At 71.8% G+C, this 14,047-nt stretch carries 16 protein-coding genes; 6 read left to right on the top strand and 10 right to left on the bottom strand.

Translation table 11 applies throughout. The annotated features are described in order from the left end of the window. Nucleotides 1–30: 30 nt before the first annotated feature. The 4 genes from ACZ60J_RS32490 to ACZ60J_RS32475 form a co-directional block, all read right to left on the bottom strand. Nucleotides 31–474 carry a hypothetical protein gene (locus ACZ60J_RS32490; RefSeq protein WP_469687414.1) on the bottom strand — a complete coding sequence of 148 codons (444 nt, stop codon included), beginning with the start codon at nucleotides 472–474 and terminating at the stop codon, nucleotides 31–33. A gap of 100 nt (nucleotides 475–574) precedes the next feature. Next, a complete protein-coding gene (locus ACZ60J_RS32485) occupies nucleotides 575–1,021 on the bottom strand; it encodes a peptidase inhibitor family I36 protein (protein ID WP_469687412.1) in 447 nt (148 codons plus the stop codon). A 101-nt stretch (nucleotides 1,022–1,122) separates the two neighbouring features. Next, the gene (locus ACZ60J_RS32480; protein ID WP_469687410.1) at nucleotides 1,123–1,575 is read right to left on the bottom strand and encodes a peptidase inhibitor family I36 protein; all 453 of its coding nucleotides are present in this window, start codon (nucleotides 1,573–1,575) and stop codon (nucleotides 1,123–1,125) included. Between the two features lie 381 nt (nucleotides 1,576–1,956). Beyond that, the gene (locus ACZ60J_RS32475; RefSeq protein ID WP_469687408.1) at nucleotides 1,957–2,925 is read right to left on the bottom strand and encodes an AraC-like ligand-binding domain-containing protein; all 969 of its coding nucleotides are present in this window, start codon (nucleotides 2,923–2,925) and stop codon (nucleotides 1,957–1,959) included. Nucleotides 2,926–3,263: 338 nt separating this feature from the next. Between ACZ60J_RS32475 and ACZ60J_RS32470 the strand changes: the two genes are divergently transcribed. Both ACZ60J_RS32470 and ACZ60J_RS32465 read left to right on the top strand, forming a co-directional pair. Further along, on the top strand, nucleotides 3,264–4,247 hold the full coding sequence (locus ACZ60J_RS32470; RefSeq protein ID WP_469687406.1) for an XdhC family protein: 984 nt from the start codon (nucleotides 3,264–3,266) through the stop codon (nucleotides 4,245–4,247). A gap of 104 nt (nucleotides 4,248–4,351) precedes the next feature. Then, entirely contained in the window at nucleotides 4,352–4,756 is a 405-nt protein-coding gene (locus ACZ60J_RS32465) for a DUF6479 family protein (RefSeq protein WP_469687404.1), read from the top strand. Between the two features lie 85 nt (nucleotides 4,757–4,841). Here the strand turns inward: ACZ60J_RS32465 and ACZ60J_RS32460 are convergent, their stop codons facing one another. Together ACZ60J_RS32460 and ligD are read right to left on the bottom strand one after the other, a co-directional pair. Further along, nucleotides 4,842–5,759, bottom strand: coding sequence for an ATP-dependent DNA ligase (locus ACZ60J_RS32460; RefSeq protein ID WP_469687660.1), 918 nt, complete (start codon nucleotides 5,757–5,759; stop codon nucleotides 4,842–4,844). After that, nucleotides 5,759–6,643, bottom strand: coding sequence for a non-homologous end-joining DNA ligase (gene ligD / locus ACZ60J_RS32455; protein ID WP_469687402.1), 885 nt, complete (start codon nucleotides 6,641–6,643; stop codon nucleotides 5,759–5,761). The genes ACZ60J_RS32460 and ligD overlap by 1 nt, the downstream gene beginning before the upstream one ends. Before the next feature lie 31 nt (nucleotides 6,644–6,674). Here ligD and ku point away from each other — a divergent pair, with 31 nt between their 5' ends. Continuing rightward, nucleotides 6,675–7,808: a non-homologous end joining protein Ku gene (gene ku / locus ACZ60J_RS32450; RefSeq protein WP_469687400.1), complete on the top strand. Its 1,134-nt coding sequence runs from the start codon at nucleotides 6,675–6,677 to the stop codon at nucleotides 7,806–7,808. 202 nt (nucleotides 7,809–8,010) lie between these two features. On the opposite strand, the gene ACZ60J_RS32445 is transcribed toward ku, so the two are convergent. Then, entirely contained in the window at nucleotides 8,011–8,829 is an 819-nt protein-coding gene (locus tag ACZ60J_RS32445; RefSeq protein ID WP_469687398.1) for a nuclease-related domain-containing protein, read from the bottom strand. Nucleotides 8,830–9,050: 221 nt separating this feature from the next. Here ACZ60J_RS32445 and ACZ60J_RS32440 point away from each other — a divergent pair, with 221 nt between their 5' ends. The 3 genes from ACZ60J_RS32440 to ACZ60J_RS32430 all read left to right on the top strand — a co-directional run bounded on the left by ACZ60J_RS32440 (nucleotide 9,051) and on the right by ACZ60J_RS32430 (nucleotide 11,845). Continuing rightward, nucleotides 9,051–9,668, top strand: a complete 618-nt coding sequence (locus ACZ60J_RS32440) for a hypothetical protein (RefSeq protein WP_469687396.1) — start codon at nucleotides 9,051–9,053, stop codon at nucleotides 9,666–9,668. Between the two features lie 102 nt (nucleotides 9,669–9,770). Further along, on the top strand, nucleotides 9,771–10,562 hold the full coding sequence (locus ACZ60J_RS32435; RefSeq protein ID WP_469687394.1) for a hypothetical protein: 792 nt from the start codon (nucleotides 9,771–9,773) through the stop codon (nucleotides 10,560–10,562). Further along, complete coding sequence (locus ACZ60J_RS32430) at nucleotides 10,559–11,845, top strand: histidine kinase dimerization/phospho-acceptor domain-containing protein (protein ID WP_469687392.1); 1,287 nt, start codon at nucleotides 10,559–10,561, stop codon at nucleotides 11,843–11,845. The genes ACZ60J_RS32435 and ACZ60J_RS32430 overlap by 4 nt, the downstream gene beginning before the upstream one ends. Nucleotides 11,846–11,901: 56 nt before the next feature. Here ACZ60J_RS32430 and ACZ60J_RS32425 read toward each other — a convergent pair whose 3' ends face one another. The 3 genes from ACZ60J_RS32425 to ACZ60J_RS32415 all read right to left on the bottom strand — a co-directional run bounded on the left by ACZ60J_RS32425 (nucleotide 11,902) and on the right by ACZ60J_RS32415 (nucleotide 13,955). Continuing rightward, a complete protein-coding gene (locus ACZ60J_RS32425; protein WP_469687390.1) occupies nucleotides 11,902–12,186 on the bottom strand; it encodes a hypothetical protein in 285 nt (94 codons plus the stop codon). 78 nt (nucleotides 12,187–12,264) lie between these two features. Beyond that, nucleotides 12,265–12,981, bottom strand: coding sequence for a TetR/AcrR family transcriptional regulator (locus tag ACZ60J_RS32420; RefSeq protein WP_469687388.1), 717 nt, complete (start codon nucleotides 12,979–12,981; stop codon nucleotides 12,265–12,267). A 44-nt stretch (nucleotides 12,982–13,025) separates the two neighbouring features. After that, nucleotides 13,026–13,955, bottom strand: a complete 930-nt coding sequence (locus ACZ60J_RS32415; protein WP_469687386.1) for an AurF N-oxygenase family protein — start codon at nucleotides 13,953–13,955, stop codon at nucleotides 13,026–13,028. Nucleotides 13,956–14,047: the final 92 nt, after the last annotated feature.

Here is a 14,047-nt window from a genome sequence, read left to right as displayed (position 1 = left end):
CTCCGCCCCACCGTGGTCATGAGCCGGTGATCAGAAGTCGTACGTGGCGCCGTTGCACCAGTCACCGAACCTGTGCGAGTTCATGACGTCGTTGGCGTTCTTGCCGTTGCTGAGCGTGATGCCGCTCATATCGCTCACCCGCCCGTAGGCGGCGACCCTGAAGCAGGGGCCGGAGTATCCGGAGTTGTAGTACACCGAGACCTTGGTGTCCATGTCCCAGTTGTCGATGGTGCTGACGTTCGAGATGACGTTGTCGCCCCGGTACAGCGGGAGGGTGGTGCCGTCGTAGGTGATGTTGGCCCAGCTGGTGCGGGAGTTGAAGTCGTCCCGCTTCTCGCCCTTCCAGTTGCCGTCCGACCAGAGGCAGACGTTGTCGGGGGTGCACACATCGGCCTGCGCGGGCGCCGCCATGACGACTGCCGCGCCGAACAGGGAGGCAGTGGCGAGCAGCATGGCCGAAGTACGTCGCATCATGAGCTGTTTCCTCTTTTTCGTTCCGCGCCGCACGAGCGGCGCTTTTCATCTGCGGTGGGGCGGAATTGGCCTCCGCCCCAACGCGGTCACCGGACGTGGATCAGAAGTTGTACGTGGTCCCCGCACAGTTGTTGGTGAAGTTGTGCGAGTTCATGTTGTCGTTGGCGGTCTTGCCGGAGCTGAGGGTGATGTTGGCCATGTTGCCCACGCTGCCGTAGGCCGCGACCTTGAAGCAGGGTCCGGCGAATCCGGAGTTGTAATACACCGAGATCCTGGTGTCCGGGTCCCAGTTGTCGATGGAGCTCACATTGGCGACGACGCCGTCGCCCGCGTAGAGCCGCCAGCCGGCGTATTCGTACGAGATGATCGACCAGTTGTCGCGAGAATTGAAGTCGTCCCGCAGGTATCCGGAGTAGTTGCTGTCCGACCAGAGACAGACGTTGTCCTCGGTGCATTCCTGCGCCGCCTGCGCGGGCGCGGCCATGGCAACTCCCGCGGCGATCAGGGACATCGTGGCGAGCAGCATCGCCGAAGTGCGTCGAAGCATGAGATTCCTCCTCGTTCTGGTTCCGTGGTGGGGCAAGGGCGCACCTCATCGCGCGGTGGGGCGGAATTGGCCTCCGCCCCATCGCAGTCAGGGGCCCGCGATCAGAAGATGTTGTAGGTGTTGCCCACGCAGTTGTTGCTGAACTGGTGCGAGTTCATGTTGTCGTTGGCGGTCTTGCCGTTGGTGAGGGTGATCTTCGCGAAGTTGTCCACCAGTCCGAAAGCCGCGATCTTGAAGCAGGGCCCGGCGTATCCGGAGTTGTAGTACACCGAGATCTTCGTGTCGGGGTCCATGTTGTTGATGGAGGTCACGTTGTTGACCGTGCCGTCGCCCGCGTAGAGCAGTCTGGTCGGGGCGTAGTCGTAGGTGATGGTGGACCAGTTGGGGCGGGAGGAGAAGTCGTCCCGTTCGAATCCCGAGAAGTTCGAGTCCGAATAGATACAGGCGTTGTCCTCGGTGCAGACCGGGACGGCCTGCGCGGGGGCGCTCATGGCGATTCCCGCGCCGACCAGGGAGGCCGTGACGAGCAGCATGGCCGAAGTACGTCGAAGCATAAGGGGATTCCTCGAATTGGATCTGTGCCGAGCGAGCGGCTGATAAAGGGCGGAAGGCGTCGGGAAAGGAGGCGCCACGGCGCCCTCCACATGTGCATGCGGATACGGATGCGGGTGCACTTACGGATACGGAAGCGGAAGCGCATACAGCGCGCGCCGGGGCGAGTTGCGTGCCGGCGGCCTCCCGGGCCGCTCAGGAGAGTCAGCCGATCCGGTTTCTAGTCATGCCCATGACAGACCCCTCCCTGAGACCCGGCAGGTGCCGACGTCGCACCTGCTCGGAGCCCGTGAATTGTGTTCACCCGGGCCCTTGTCGCCGGAGGAGAATCTAGGCCGGAGCGGGGTGCGGTGGTGTGCGTCGAGTGCCGCGTTTGTGTGCGCTCAGTGCCGCGGGTCGGCCAGGGAGAGCGCCCGGTGTTCGGTGGGGGTGATGCCGTAGGTCTCGCGGAACGCCCTGCTGAACGCGGTGGCGGTGGCGAAGCCCCAGCGAGCGGCGATCTCCTGGACGGGCCGGCCGCTCAGTTCCCGGGACACGAGGTCGGTGCGGGCGCGCTCCAGGCGGCGTTGGCGGATGTGCGCCGCGACGGTCAGGGTCTGGTCGCCGAAGAGGGCGTGGAGACGGCGCAGGGAGAGGTTGTGCCGGTCGGCGACCGTCCGGAGCGTCAGCTCCGGGTCGCCGAGGTTGTTCTCGATGAAGCGGTAAACCCGCTGCAGGGTCTCCTGCGCACGGGCCTCGGCCGGCGCCTGGCCGAGGTCGCCGAGCTGCCGCGCGAGGAACGCGGTGGTCAGGTCCAGGGTGATGGCCCCCATAGCCCGCAGCTCCTCGGGCTGGCAGTGCGGGCCGCGTGCGACGAGCACCTTGAGGAAGTCGGCGAGGATCGCCCCCGATCCCGCGTCCGCGGCCAGGGGTCTCGCCAGGAGGCGGTCCACCCGGTCCGGTCCCAGGGCCAGGGATTGGCGGGGGATCTGCAGGACGACCGTCCCGGTCTGCTCCCCCATGCACGCGCCCTCACTCGGCCGTGAGGTGTCCGTGAGCATGAGCGCCCCCGCGACCAGGGATTCGTTGCTCCGCTGCGAGATCCTGACGGCGCCCTCCGTGATGAGCGCCAGCTGGAGGTGTTCGGGATCGCCGCGCCGGACGTGGGCCGAGGTGCGCCGTGAGGTGACCGGTGAGCAGGTCAGGGAGGACAGCTGCGCGACGCCGAGGTCCGCGTACATGAGGCTCGCCCGGAAGTCGGCCCGCTGCCGGGTTCTGAGCGTAATGGGCATCACGTCGACGGACACCGTCTCGCAGAACCAATCGAATCTGTCCTCGCGCTCCAGAGCGTCCGACGTAACCAGCGACACCATGCGATCCCTCACATCTCGACGTGACGGCGATCCGGTCCCCTACCGGTTGCCGCACACCTGTACTCCACCCCCACCGCACATGATCGGCCATCGGGCGCGGACCGTGGGTGCGGTGCGCGAGGGGTGGGCAACTCGTCGGCGTCGTACGGCATCCGGGGTCGCCGGGTCCTCGATGAGCGGCGCCGATGGTGGTCCGTACGAAGGACGTGGGGGTGGGTCTGTGGGTTTTGGGGGGTGAGGGGCGGGGGTGGGCGTGCGTAGGTTGGGTGCGAGGCCACTTTGTGTCGTCGACCTGGTGCTCTGTGGCGTGCTCTGACGGTGAGGATGGGGCGGCACAGATGCGTGACTTGGTGGAGACGGCGCGGCAGTGGGTGTCCGAGGGGCGGACCGGCTTTCTGGCGCGGCCCGTGACCGAGCAGGGGTTCGGACCCCGTGATCCGGCCGGGGCCGTGCTCGTGGATGCGCGGGGCGAGTGCGTCGGGGCCCTGTACCGGGGGGTGTTCGACGCCGAGCTCGTGGCGGAGGCCGCTTCCATGGGCAGCGGGGAGACCGCACGGGTGTGCGAGGTCTCGGTCGGCGGCGGCGAGGCCGTCGAGGCGAAGCTGACGTGTGGCGGGCAGGCCGAGGTGCTGCTGCAGCCGCTGGCCGCGATTCCCGGCGAGTGGTGGGAGCTGCTCGGGCAGGGGGTCGGCGTCGCGCTCGTGACCCAGCTGAACGAGCGGGCGGATCAGGCCGTCAGTGTCGTCGTACGGGGGGCCGACCAGCCGTCCGGCGACGCCGAGCGGCGGGCCGGGGAGCTGCTGAGGACGCGGCGGCCGGGCCGGGACGCGCTGTACGCGGGGTCCGGGCTGGTGCTCGTGGAGGCGTACCCGTCGGCTCCGTACGTGGTGATCGGCGGGGCCGGGGAGCTGGCCGAGGTCATCGAGGCGCAGGCCCGGCTGCTCGGCTGGGAGGTGAGCGTCGTCGTCTCCACGGGTGAGGCCGAGAAGCTGCTCGACGTGCGGCGGGACGCCGCCTGTCTGGCCATGCTGAGCCATGATCCGGACTTCGACGTGCCGACGCTGCGGACCGCGCTCGCGCTCGGGATTCCGTACGTCGGTGCGCTCGGCTCCCGCAAGACCACAGCGCGGCGCCGCGAGGGACTGCTCGCGGCCGGAGTCAGCGAGGAGCGGCTGCGGACGGTGCACGGCCCGATCGGGCTGGACCTGGGCGGGCAGACCCCGGCGGAGACCGCGCTGGCCATCTGCGCGGAGATCCTGGCGGTGCTCGGGGGCCGGGAGGTCCGCGGGGTGCGGGACGCGGACGGGCCGCTCAAGGGCTGAGCCGGTCCAAAGACCGCACCGGGCCGTACGGGTCCTACCGGGTCCGTACCGGGTGATACCGGGCCATCGGGTGGAAACGTCACGAATGCGGGAAAATGGGTTGTATGGACACGACTCTGACGTTCCTCGCGGTGGACAGGACACTGACCAACATCGCGTGGTTCCTGGTCGTCGGGCTCATCGTGGTCGGCTTCCTGCTCGGCGGCTTCTTGCTGGGCAAGCGGGTCCGGGCACAGGAACCCGCACCCCCCACTCCCGAGAGCCAGCCGCACCTGCCCGACGGCGGTGCGGTGTACGAGGTGCGCGAGGAGCGGGACTACGTGGACTTCCCCGAGAACGGACTGCGCCCGCACGAGATGCAGGGGTACGGGAACTTCGGCTCCACCACCTCGCTCAACCCGGAAGAGGTCAGGGCCCGGCGGGAAGCGGCCCACCAGCGCGTCGAAGGACCGGGCCCGCACCCGCAGCCCGGCTCTCCGCCCAACTCCGGGCGGGGCGCGCACGACTGATCCACCGACCCGTCGGCCCACCGACCCGCCGGCCCACCGACCCACTGACCCGGCACCTGTGACCCGGAGCGGACCCCGCCCCGGGTCACAGGTCCGTGCGCAGCCGCAGGATCTCCGGGGGCGGGTGGCGGGTCGAGGTGTGGCGGACCTCGGCCGTGAGCGGCGGGTCCAGGGGGTGGAAGGGGACCTCGCCGAGGCCGATGGCCGTGATGGTGGCGCCCCGGGAGATGCGCGGGGCTCCCCCGGCCGCCTCCGGGTCGCGGGCGGCCACCGCGGCCGCCACCTCCGCGCGGAGCGGCGCCGTCAGGGGGCTGGAGACCAGCGGGGTCTCGTCGCCGACCGGGAGGACCAGGACGAGGGCGAGCGGACGGCGGGCGCTGCCCGTGTAGCCGACCACCGCCGCGTCGCGGACGTTGGTGTGCCGGAGCTTTTGCCAGCCGCGCCGGCCGGCGGGGTAGGGCTGGTCCATCCGTTTGACGACCAGGCCCTCGATGCCGCTGGCGGGCAGGGTCTCGTACCAGGTCTCCGCCAGCTCCGGGTCCGTGGTCATGGGCACCGGCTGGAGCGGCGGGCCCAGGGGCAGGAGCAGGTCGACGAGGAGGGTGCGCCGGCGTTCGTACGGGCGGGCGCGCAGGTCCAGGCCGGCGAGTTCCAGTACGTCGAAGGCCGCGTACGAGGCCGGCAGCGTCTGGGCCAGCACGGCGGCCCGCGCGGCCGAAGCGGCGGCCGCCCGGCGCTGTACGAGCGCGAAGTCGGTGCGGCCCGCGTGCCACACCACCACCTCCCCGTCGAGGACGGTCCCGGCGGGCAGGTGGCGGGCGGCCGCCGCGAGGTCGGGGAAGGCCGCGGTGACGTTGCGGCCGGAGCGGGCCTGCAGGACCACCCCGCCGACCGGGCCGTCGGTGCGGATGATCACGAGGCGGTGGCCGTCGAACTTGGGCTCGTACGCGAGACCGGGCGCGCGGGGCAGGGTCCGTACGGCCGCGGCGAGCGCGACGGTGATCACGGGAGCCGTCCGGCCAGGGCGGGGTCGAGGAGGGGGGCGAAGAGGTCTCCGTCGCGGGCCAGCCGCGGGGCGATGTCGTCGGCGAGGAAGACCAGGTCGGAGGGGGTCCGGCAGGCCTCCACCTCCGCCCAGGAGAGCGGTGCGGAGACCGTGGGCAGGGTGCGGGCGCGCAGGGTGTAGGGGGCCGCCGTGGTCTTGGCGGCGGCGTTCTGGCTGTGGTCGACGAAGACCTTCCCCGGGCGCAGCGCCTTGGTCATCCGGTGCACGACGAGGTCCGGGAGCTCGCGCTCGGCCTCCTGGGCGAGGGTCTTCGCGTACGCCGACACGCGCTCGGAGGGGGTCGGTTCGAGGGGGACCGCCAGGTGGAGCCCCTTGGAGCCGGAGGTCTTGACGCAGGCATGGAGGCCGTCGGCCGTGAGGCGCTCGCGGAGCCACAGGGCGGCGGCCGAGCATGCGACGACGGTGGCCGGGGAACCGGGGTCGAGGTCGAGGATCAGGCGGTCGGCGAGGGCGGGGGCGCCGGCCGGCCACTGCGGGGTGTGGAACTCGACGACGAGGTTGGCGGCCCACATGAGGGTGGGCAGGTCGGCGATGACCACCTGCTCGGCACGGAGGTCCTCGGACCGCGGGACCGGGGTGGTCTTCACCCAGCCGGGGGTACCGGGCGGCGGGTTCTTCGTGAAGAAGAGCTGTCCGTCCGGGCCGTCGGGATAGCGCAGGAAGGACACCGGGCGGTCGTGGATGTGGGCGAGCAGGGGGCCCGCGACCGTGGCGTAGTAGTGGAGGACCTCGCCCTTGGTGAAACCGGTCTCCGGGTAGAGGACCTTGTCGAGGTTGCTGAGCGAAATGCGACGGCCCTCCACCAGGGTGATCGGCGTCATACGATGAGATTGCCACGAAACAGGAGGAACCGTGCGATCCATATGGAACGGGGCGATCTCCTTCGGCTTGGTCAGCATCCCGATCAAGCTCGTGAACGCCACCGAGAGCCACTCGATCTCCTTCCGCCAGATCCACGTCAGCGACGGCGGGCGCGTCCGCTACCGCAAGGTCTGCGAGCTGGACGGGGAGGAGGTGCCGACCGCCGAGATCGGCAAGGGGTACGAGGAGGCGGACGGGTCGATCATTCCGATCACGGACGAGGACCTGGCACAGCTGCCGATCGCCACCGCGAAGACGATCGAGATCGTTTCGTTCGTCCCTGCCGATCAGATCGATCCGTTGCAGATGGACGCGGCCTACTACCTCGCGGCGAGCGGGGCCACGGCGGCCAAGCCGTACACGTTGCTGCGGGAGGCGCTGAAGCGGAGCCGGAAGGTGGCGATCGCGAAGTACGCGCTGCGGGGGCGGGAGCGGCTGGGCATGCTGCGGGTCGTCGACGACGTGATCGCGATGCACGGGCTGCTGTGGCCGGACGAGATCCGGGTCCCCGAGGGGGTCGCGCCCGAGGGTGCCGTGTCGGTGCGCGAGGCCGAGCTGGACCTGGCGGATGCGCTGATGGCGACGCTGGGGGAGGTGGAGATGGACTCGCTGCGCGACGACTACCGGGAGGCGGTCGAAGCGATGATCGCGGCGAAGGCGGGCGAGGGTGAACCGGCGGTGGCGGCGGGGCCGCCGGTGGAGGGGGCGGGTGGGCAGGTCATCGACCTGATGGCGGCCCTGGAGAACAGTGTGCGGGTGGCGAAGGCGTCGCGGGCGGGGGTGTCCGGGGCGGAGGGGGCGGAGGGGGCCGAGGGGGCGGCCGGTACCGGGGCCGAGGCGGAGGTTACGCCGATTCGGCGGAAGAAGGCTGCGGGGGCGGCTGCGCCGAAAGCGGTGGGCGGGAAGAAGTCGACTGCGTCGGGGGCGGGTGGGGCGGGTGCGGGTGCCGGTGCCGCCGCGAAGAAGTCGACTGCTGCTGCCGCTGCGGCGAAGAAGAAGGCGGCTTCGGCGGCCGTGAGGAAGACGGCCTCGGCCAAGGCTGCGCAGGCGAAGGCTGCCGAGGCGAAGCCGGCGCGGGGGGCCGCGAAGAAGGCGGTGACGCCGCGCAAGCGGAGCTCCGCCTGAGGGGTGGTGCGGAGCCGGCCCTGCGGGGCTGGGGTCCCCTACCCGCCCTTCCACCGTTCCCCGGGCGCCGCCCGGACCCCGGTCCTCAAGCGCCGGACGGGCTGGGGGGGGTACCGGGCTGCGCCCGGACCCCCCTGGGGCTCCGCGCCGGACCCCGGTCCTCACGCCGGACGGCTGGATTTGCTGCGCCCGGGCCCGCGGCTCAGGCGTCGGACGGGTGGGGGTGCCAGGTTCGGCGGTCTCTGGCCTTGGTGTAGAGGGCTTCTACGTCCGGGGGTTTGAGGGTGGTGGGGGTGTTGGTCAGGAAGGCTGATGTGGTGGCGGGGGTGAGGATGCGGACGTCGCGGAGGGTGGGGGCGGTTTCCAGGCGGGTCGCGTCGACCACGGCCAGGACCGGGGTGACCGGGGTGGAGAGGGCGCGGGTCGCGCGGGCCGCCGCGCGGCGGGCTTCGCGGGGGTCCGGGGCGGGGTCGCTGCGGCCCACCGTGAGGAGGAGGTCGCCGATCGCCACGCGCTGGCGGCGGCCCTGGACCGTGCGGATGCAGAAGACGCCGGGCGGCCCGATGAGGAGGTGGTCGGCGACGGCGTGGACCGAGTGCAGGACCTGCCAGTCCTCCGTCTCCGCCAGGGCGTCCAGCACCTCGCCCATCCGCTGCCTCACCGTGAGCTCCTGGCGGAGCCGGTGCCGGGCGCGGGTGCCCGCGGTGCCGTAGGTGAGGGCTCCGAGCAGGGCCTCCCCCGGGCGGTTCGGGGCCAGGTCCTCGTCGGGCGGGAGGGACAGGCGGCGCAGGTCCCCGGCCGTGGGGACGGGTGGCGGGCCGATGGCCACGGTTCCGGTGAGGTAGGGACGTAACGCCGACAGGATCTCCTCGCGGCGCTCGTCCGCGAGCACGCTGATCCGGTTGGCCCGGCGGTCGTACCAGGCCACGGCCCTGCCGTCGGGCAGGTTCACATACAGCCGGCCGCGCCCGGGCCGACCGCTCGGCAGTACCTTCAGTCCCCTCGAACCCATCGAAGACATGCCCTCACCCCCGGCGTCCATGGGAGCAGCCCCGGCGCCCCGCGGCAATCCCCCGGTCGGGTCCGGCCTTCGGCGTGCGCGGTGCGGCCCGTGGCGTGTAACGACTCCGCAGGGTCGCTGAGGCATGGCTGTTACAGAAGCAACGGGTTACCGCAACGGCGGGTGCATACGTTTATCCCACCTGGACGGACCAGGGTCTGACCTGCACCGAAGGACGTCCCGTGAACACCGTGAGCCACAGCCGCCGCACTCTCGTCAGCGCCGCCGCCGTGGCTGTGGGTGCCGGCACCCTGCTGGCGTTCCCCGCGGCCGCCGCGTTCGCCGACGGGGTTCCGTCGGCTTCCTCCGTACAGGGCGTGACCGCCCCGCGGACCCTGGTCAAGACCGTGTCCCTCGCCGACGGAGTCTCCACCGCGCACGTGTACCGCGTGGCCAAGGGCGCCTACCAGGCCGATGTCCTCAACCCCGACGGCTCCACCGCCGCCACCCTGACCAGCCGTGACGGCAGCACCGGCTACGGCGCCGCCGGGGAGATGCACCTCGCGCTGCGGTCCGACGGCCGGCTCAGCTCCTGGGCCGGGCCCGACAGCGGTACGCAGTCCGCTTCCGGCGCCGGATCCACGGACGGGCACAAGACCGCGAGCCGCGACGGCCGGGTCGTCCCCGTCTCCGCGCCCTCGCGTTCGAGTACGGGGACCGTCGAGGCGCTGGGGCTGAACACGCTGGCCGACGGCCCGGGTGACGGCATGCTACTGCTCGCCGCGGGCGGCGGGATCGCGGCGATCGGCGCCGCCGGGCTGGGCTTCGCGATGCTGCGCCGCGGGCGTACGGACGCGTAGGACGCACCCCTTCCCCTCCCCCGGCCCGGGCTCACGGGCAGAAACGATGCGGCTCTGCCTACTGTGGACAGGCACATGGTCATGGGAGAGGAGGGTCGACGGGTGATCGGATCCGGGTCCACCCCCTCTCCCGGTCCCGGACCCCGGGGCCGGTGTCGGCTCCGGCGCGTCCGGGCCGGTCTGCTGACCGCCCTGCTGCTCCCGCTGGCGAGCGCCTGCGGTGACACCGGCGGGCTGGCCGGTGCCGGGGCGACCCCGACCGCGAGCGGGCCCGTACACCTGTGGCCGGGGCGCGCGGGGGCCGTCGTACCGCCCGCCGATCCCGGGGGCGCGCCGCCCGAGTACGTACCCGGGATCGCGCCCGTCCAGGACCAGAACGTGCACGTGATCGACCCGGCGACCCTGGTGCAGGCCGAGCTGCGGGCTCACCCGAACGTGCAGACGGGCCCCGACGGGATGCCGCCCGAGACCGCCGCCGCGATCAAGGAGTGCGGGGCGGACGGGGCCGATCCGAAGAAGTGCCCGGTGCTGACGCCGTACTACCGGGACCTCACCGGCAACGGCAAGGACGAGCTGATCGTCGGCATCGAGTACCCGGAGCAGCAGATGTCCGTACGCGTGTACACGGCGGACGCGCAGGGCCGGCTCAACCGGATCATGGCCACCACCGACACCGTCATCAGCGTCGAACTCGCCGGACGGGACGTGATCCTGCGCGTCCCCAGCGGCAACGCCGGCTACGAGGTGAACACCACCTGGTCCTGGGACGAGACGCAGCGCTCGATGCTGCCGACCTGGGAGCAGATCGTCCGGGTCCCCGGCAGCGCGACCCCGCGCCGCTCCCCGAGCCCGGCCCCGTCCGCGAGCCCCGGCTCGGCGGGAGGGTCGCGGTGAGGCTCCGGCTGCCTTCGTGGACGGCGACGCTGACCTGGAAGTCGGCGTGCTTCATCGTGCTGATGTGCTGCTCGCTCGCGGCGGTCCTGGGTGTGCTCGTGCACGTGGAGGTGACCCGGCAGACCGTCGCGACGGCCCGCGAGAAGGCCCTCGGCAAGCTGACCGACGCCTCGCGCGCCTACGAGGCCGGCGAGATGCTGCCGCCGGGGACCGGACTCGACCCGGTCGGACTGCCGGACCGGCTGCGCGCGCTGGCCCTCTCCGGACAGCGCGGGACGCTCGTGGCGCAGTACGAGGGGCGGCAGCTGATGTGGGCGGCGGCCCCGGCGGACGGCAAGGCGCTGGCCACGGCCGTCGACTACGGGCAGAGCGCGCGCACGATCTCCGGGCTGGACAACGCGATCATCGGCTCGTCGGTGCTGGCCATCGGCGGAACGCTGCTGTTCGGCGCCTTCGCCGTGACCCGTGTGACGCGGCGGCTGCACCAGACGGCGACGGTGGCCCGCAGGATCACCCAGGGCGATCTGGACGCGCGCGTCGGGGACCCGCGGACGAAGGACCCCTCGCGGCACCAGGACGAGGTGGCGACGGTGGCGGCGGCCCTGGACACGATGGCGGGCAGCCTGCAGACGAAGCTCGAGCGGGAGCAGCGGTTCACGGCGGACGTCGCGCACGAGCTGCGGACCCCGCTGACCGGTCTGCAGGCGGCGTCGGAGCTGCTGCCCGAGGGGCGGGCCACGGAGCTGGTGCAGGAGCGGGTGCGGACGATGCGGCAGCTGACGGAGGACCTGCTGGAGATCTCCCGGCTCGACTCGGGCAGCGAGGTGGTGGAGACGGACCTGCACCAGCTCGGGCGCCTCGCGCGGCGGGTGGTGCGGGCGTCGGGGACCGACACGGAGGTCGTCGTGGTGCGGGACGCGCACGTGGAGACCGACCGGCGGCGGCTGGAGCGGGTGCTGGGGAACCTCGTCGCCAATGCCCACAAGCACGGGCGGGCGCCGGTGGTGGTGACGGTGGACGGGCCGGTGGTGACCGTACGGGACCACGGCGACGGGTATCCCGAGTACCTCGTGTCTCACGGGCCCCAGCGGTTCCGCACCGGGGGCGGGAGCAAGGGGCACGGGCTGGGGCTGACGATCGCGGTGGCGCAGGCGGAGGTCATCGGGGCCGGGCTGGTGTTCCGGCAGGCGGAGCCGTCGGCCGGAGGCGGGGCGGGCGGGGCGGAGGCCGTACTGACCCTGGTCGAGGCCCGGCTGCCGTCGGGCGACGGCGGCCTGCCGTGAGGTGACGCCCGCCTGCCGCAAGGGGGTGTCCGCCTGCCGTAGGCGACGCCCTGCCGTCACTCCCCCGGGGGAGCCGGCGGGGTCGGCTTCGTCCAGGGCCAGCGGAGCTTCGGCTTCTGGCCGCCCGGGGCGTAGACGTACTTCCAGCCCTGCTGGAGGCCCAGGCGCTTGGAGTACCCCGCCGGGACCCTCTCGTAGAGCAGCACCGTGGGGGCGCCGCCGTCCGGGGCCGGGACGGGGATCTCGTACCACTTCGACGGGTGCCCGGTCGGTCCGAGGAGGATCGGGAGGGTCCGGCCGTCCATCGGGCCGCCCTCGAAGGGGGTGGGTTGGCTTCTCACCCCTCCAGTCTCACAGCAATCCGGACATCACTGCCGTTCAGGGGTCACAGCGGTTCGGGGGTCACTGCGGTTCGGGGGTCACAGCAGGTGCGCCGCCTCGGAGACCACGGGGATCACCCGGCGGGCCAGCACCCCCACCGGCCCGTCCGCCGATTCGAGCGCGAGCGCGGCGCGGGCCGCCTCGGCCGTCTCCGGGTCGGTGGCGGCCGTGGCGGTGAGGAGCGCGATGAACTGGTCCACCAGCCAGTCCCGGAGCGAGTCGGTCTCCGGCTCCTTGCCCTCGTCGATCCAGATCAGCGAGGCGGCCTCGACCGCGGTGATCCAGGTGCGCACCATCATGCGCAGGCGCGGTCCGGGAGCCGGCACGCCGAGGTGGAAGAGGATCGCCTCGGCAGCCGCCCGGCGGATGCCGTCGACGGTGGCGGTGGTGCGGGAGGTTTCGACCACGCTGCCGCCCTGGAGGAGGGCGGAGAAACCGGCGTCGTGTTCGTCGACGAAGGCGAGGTACCGGTCCAGGGCCCGGGAGAGCCGCTGGGTCAGGGGGCCGGCCTGGGGTTCGGCGAAGCAGAGCCGCAGGACGTCGGCGGCCGAGCCCAGGGCGGCCTCGTAGAGCTGCTGCTTCCCGCCGGGGAAGTAGCGGTAGACGAGGGGGCGCGAGACACCGGCGGCCTCGGCCACGTCGTCCAGCGAGACCTCCTCCGGCGCCCGGTGTGCGAACAACGTCAGGGCCGCGTCGAGGAGCTGGGCCCGGCGCTCCTCGACGCTCATCCTGCGGTACGCCCGTACGGCTGTCATGTCCGCAGGGTAGCCGCACCCCCGGGCCCTGCGGCGGGGGATGTTCAGGCGAGGAGCCCCGAGCTCTTCCAGAGCTTGCGGCCGACCCCGCGCATCACGCCTATGTCGTCCAGGAAGTCGGTGAGCCGCTTGGCTCCGGTCTGCATGACCTCCCGGCGGTGGCCGCTCGCCTTGACCTGGGCGAGCGCCTCGCGCCGGTCGAGGCCGATGTTGTCGTAGACCTGGGGGTTGACGAAGGCCTCCGAGAAGACGCGGGCGGCCTGGCCGCAGCTCACGCGGGTGAGTTCCTGCTCCCAGCGCGGGGCGGTGAGCATCTGGCGGCGCAGTTCCTCCCGGGCGTAGCGGACGTGGCGCGCCTCTTCGATGACGTGGATGCGGGTGACTCCGCGGACGAGGGGCTGGATGCGCTCGTCCGGGAAGGTCAGGCGCTGCATCCAGTCGAGGACCTCCTCGCCGAGGAGGGTGCAGGCGAAGGAGCCGGGGGTGGTGGAGATCGTCTTCAGGATGCGGGCGAGGTTGTGGTTGGTGCGGGAGACCGGGTACTCCGGGGTGCCACTCGTCGTGATCATGCGGGCGAACATCATCGAGTGGCGGCACTCGTCGGCGATCTCGGTGAGCGCGTACCGGACGTGATTGCTGGTCAGGGACTTGTCGTACACGTGCCGGACCAGGAGCTGCATGAGGATGATCTCGAACCAGATGCCGAGCGAGCCGAGCGCCGCCGCCTCGTGGCGGGAGAGTTCGATGCGCTGCTCCTCGCCCATCTTCTTCCAGAGCGGGGTGTCGTAGAGGGAGAGCAGCTCCGGCGGCCAGTAGTACTTGCCGTCGACGGGCGGGGCGTCCCAGTCGAGTTCCTTGTCCGGGTCGAAGGAGTGCTTCGCCGAGGATTCGAGCAGCCGCTCGGCGATCTGCTCTCGGTCCTTGAGCAGGCCGAGGGCGTCGCGCAGCTCGGCTCGTTCGGTCACGGTGGTCATGGCTTCGGACACCTCTGCGTCGAGTTACCGGCGGTCACCTCTTATGAGACTCCTTGTCAGCAAGGCCGTCAATCCCTCGCGCACGACTTGTT

The sequence above is a fragment of the Streptomyces sp. NPDC104226 genome (genome assembly GCF_055584085.1).
Note: the sequence above shows the minus strand (reverse complement) of the source record. Positions and strands in the feature narration are given on the sequence as shown.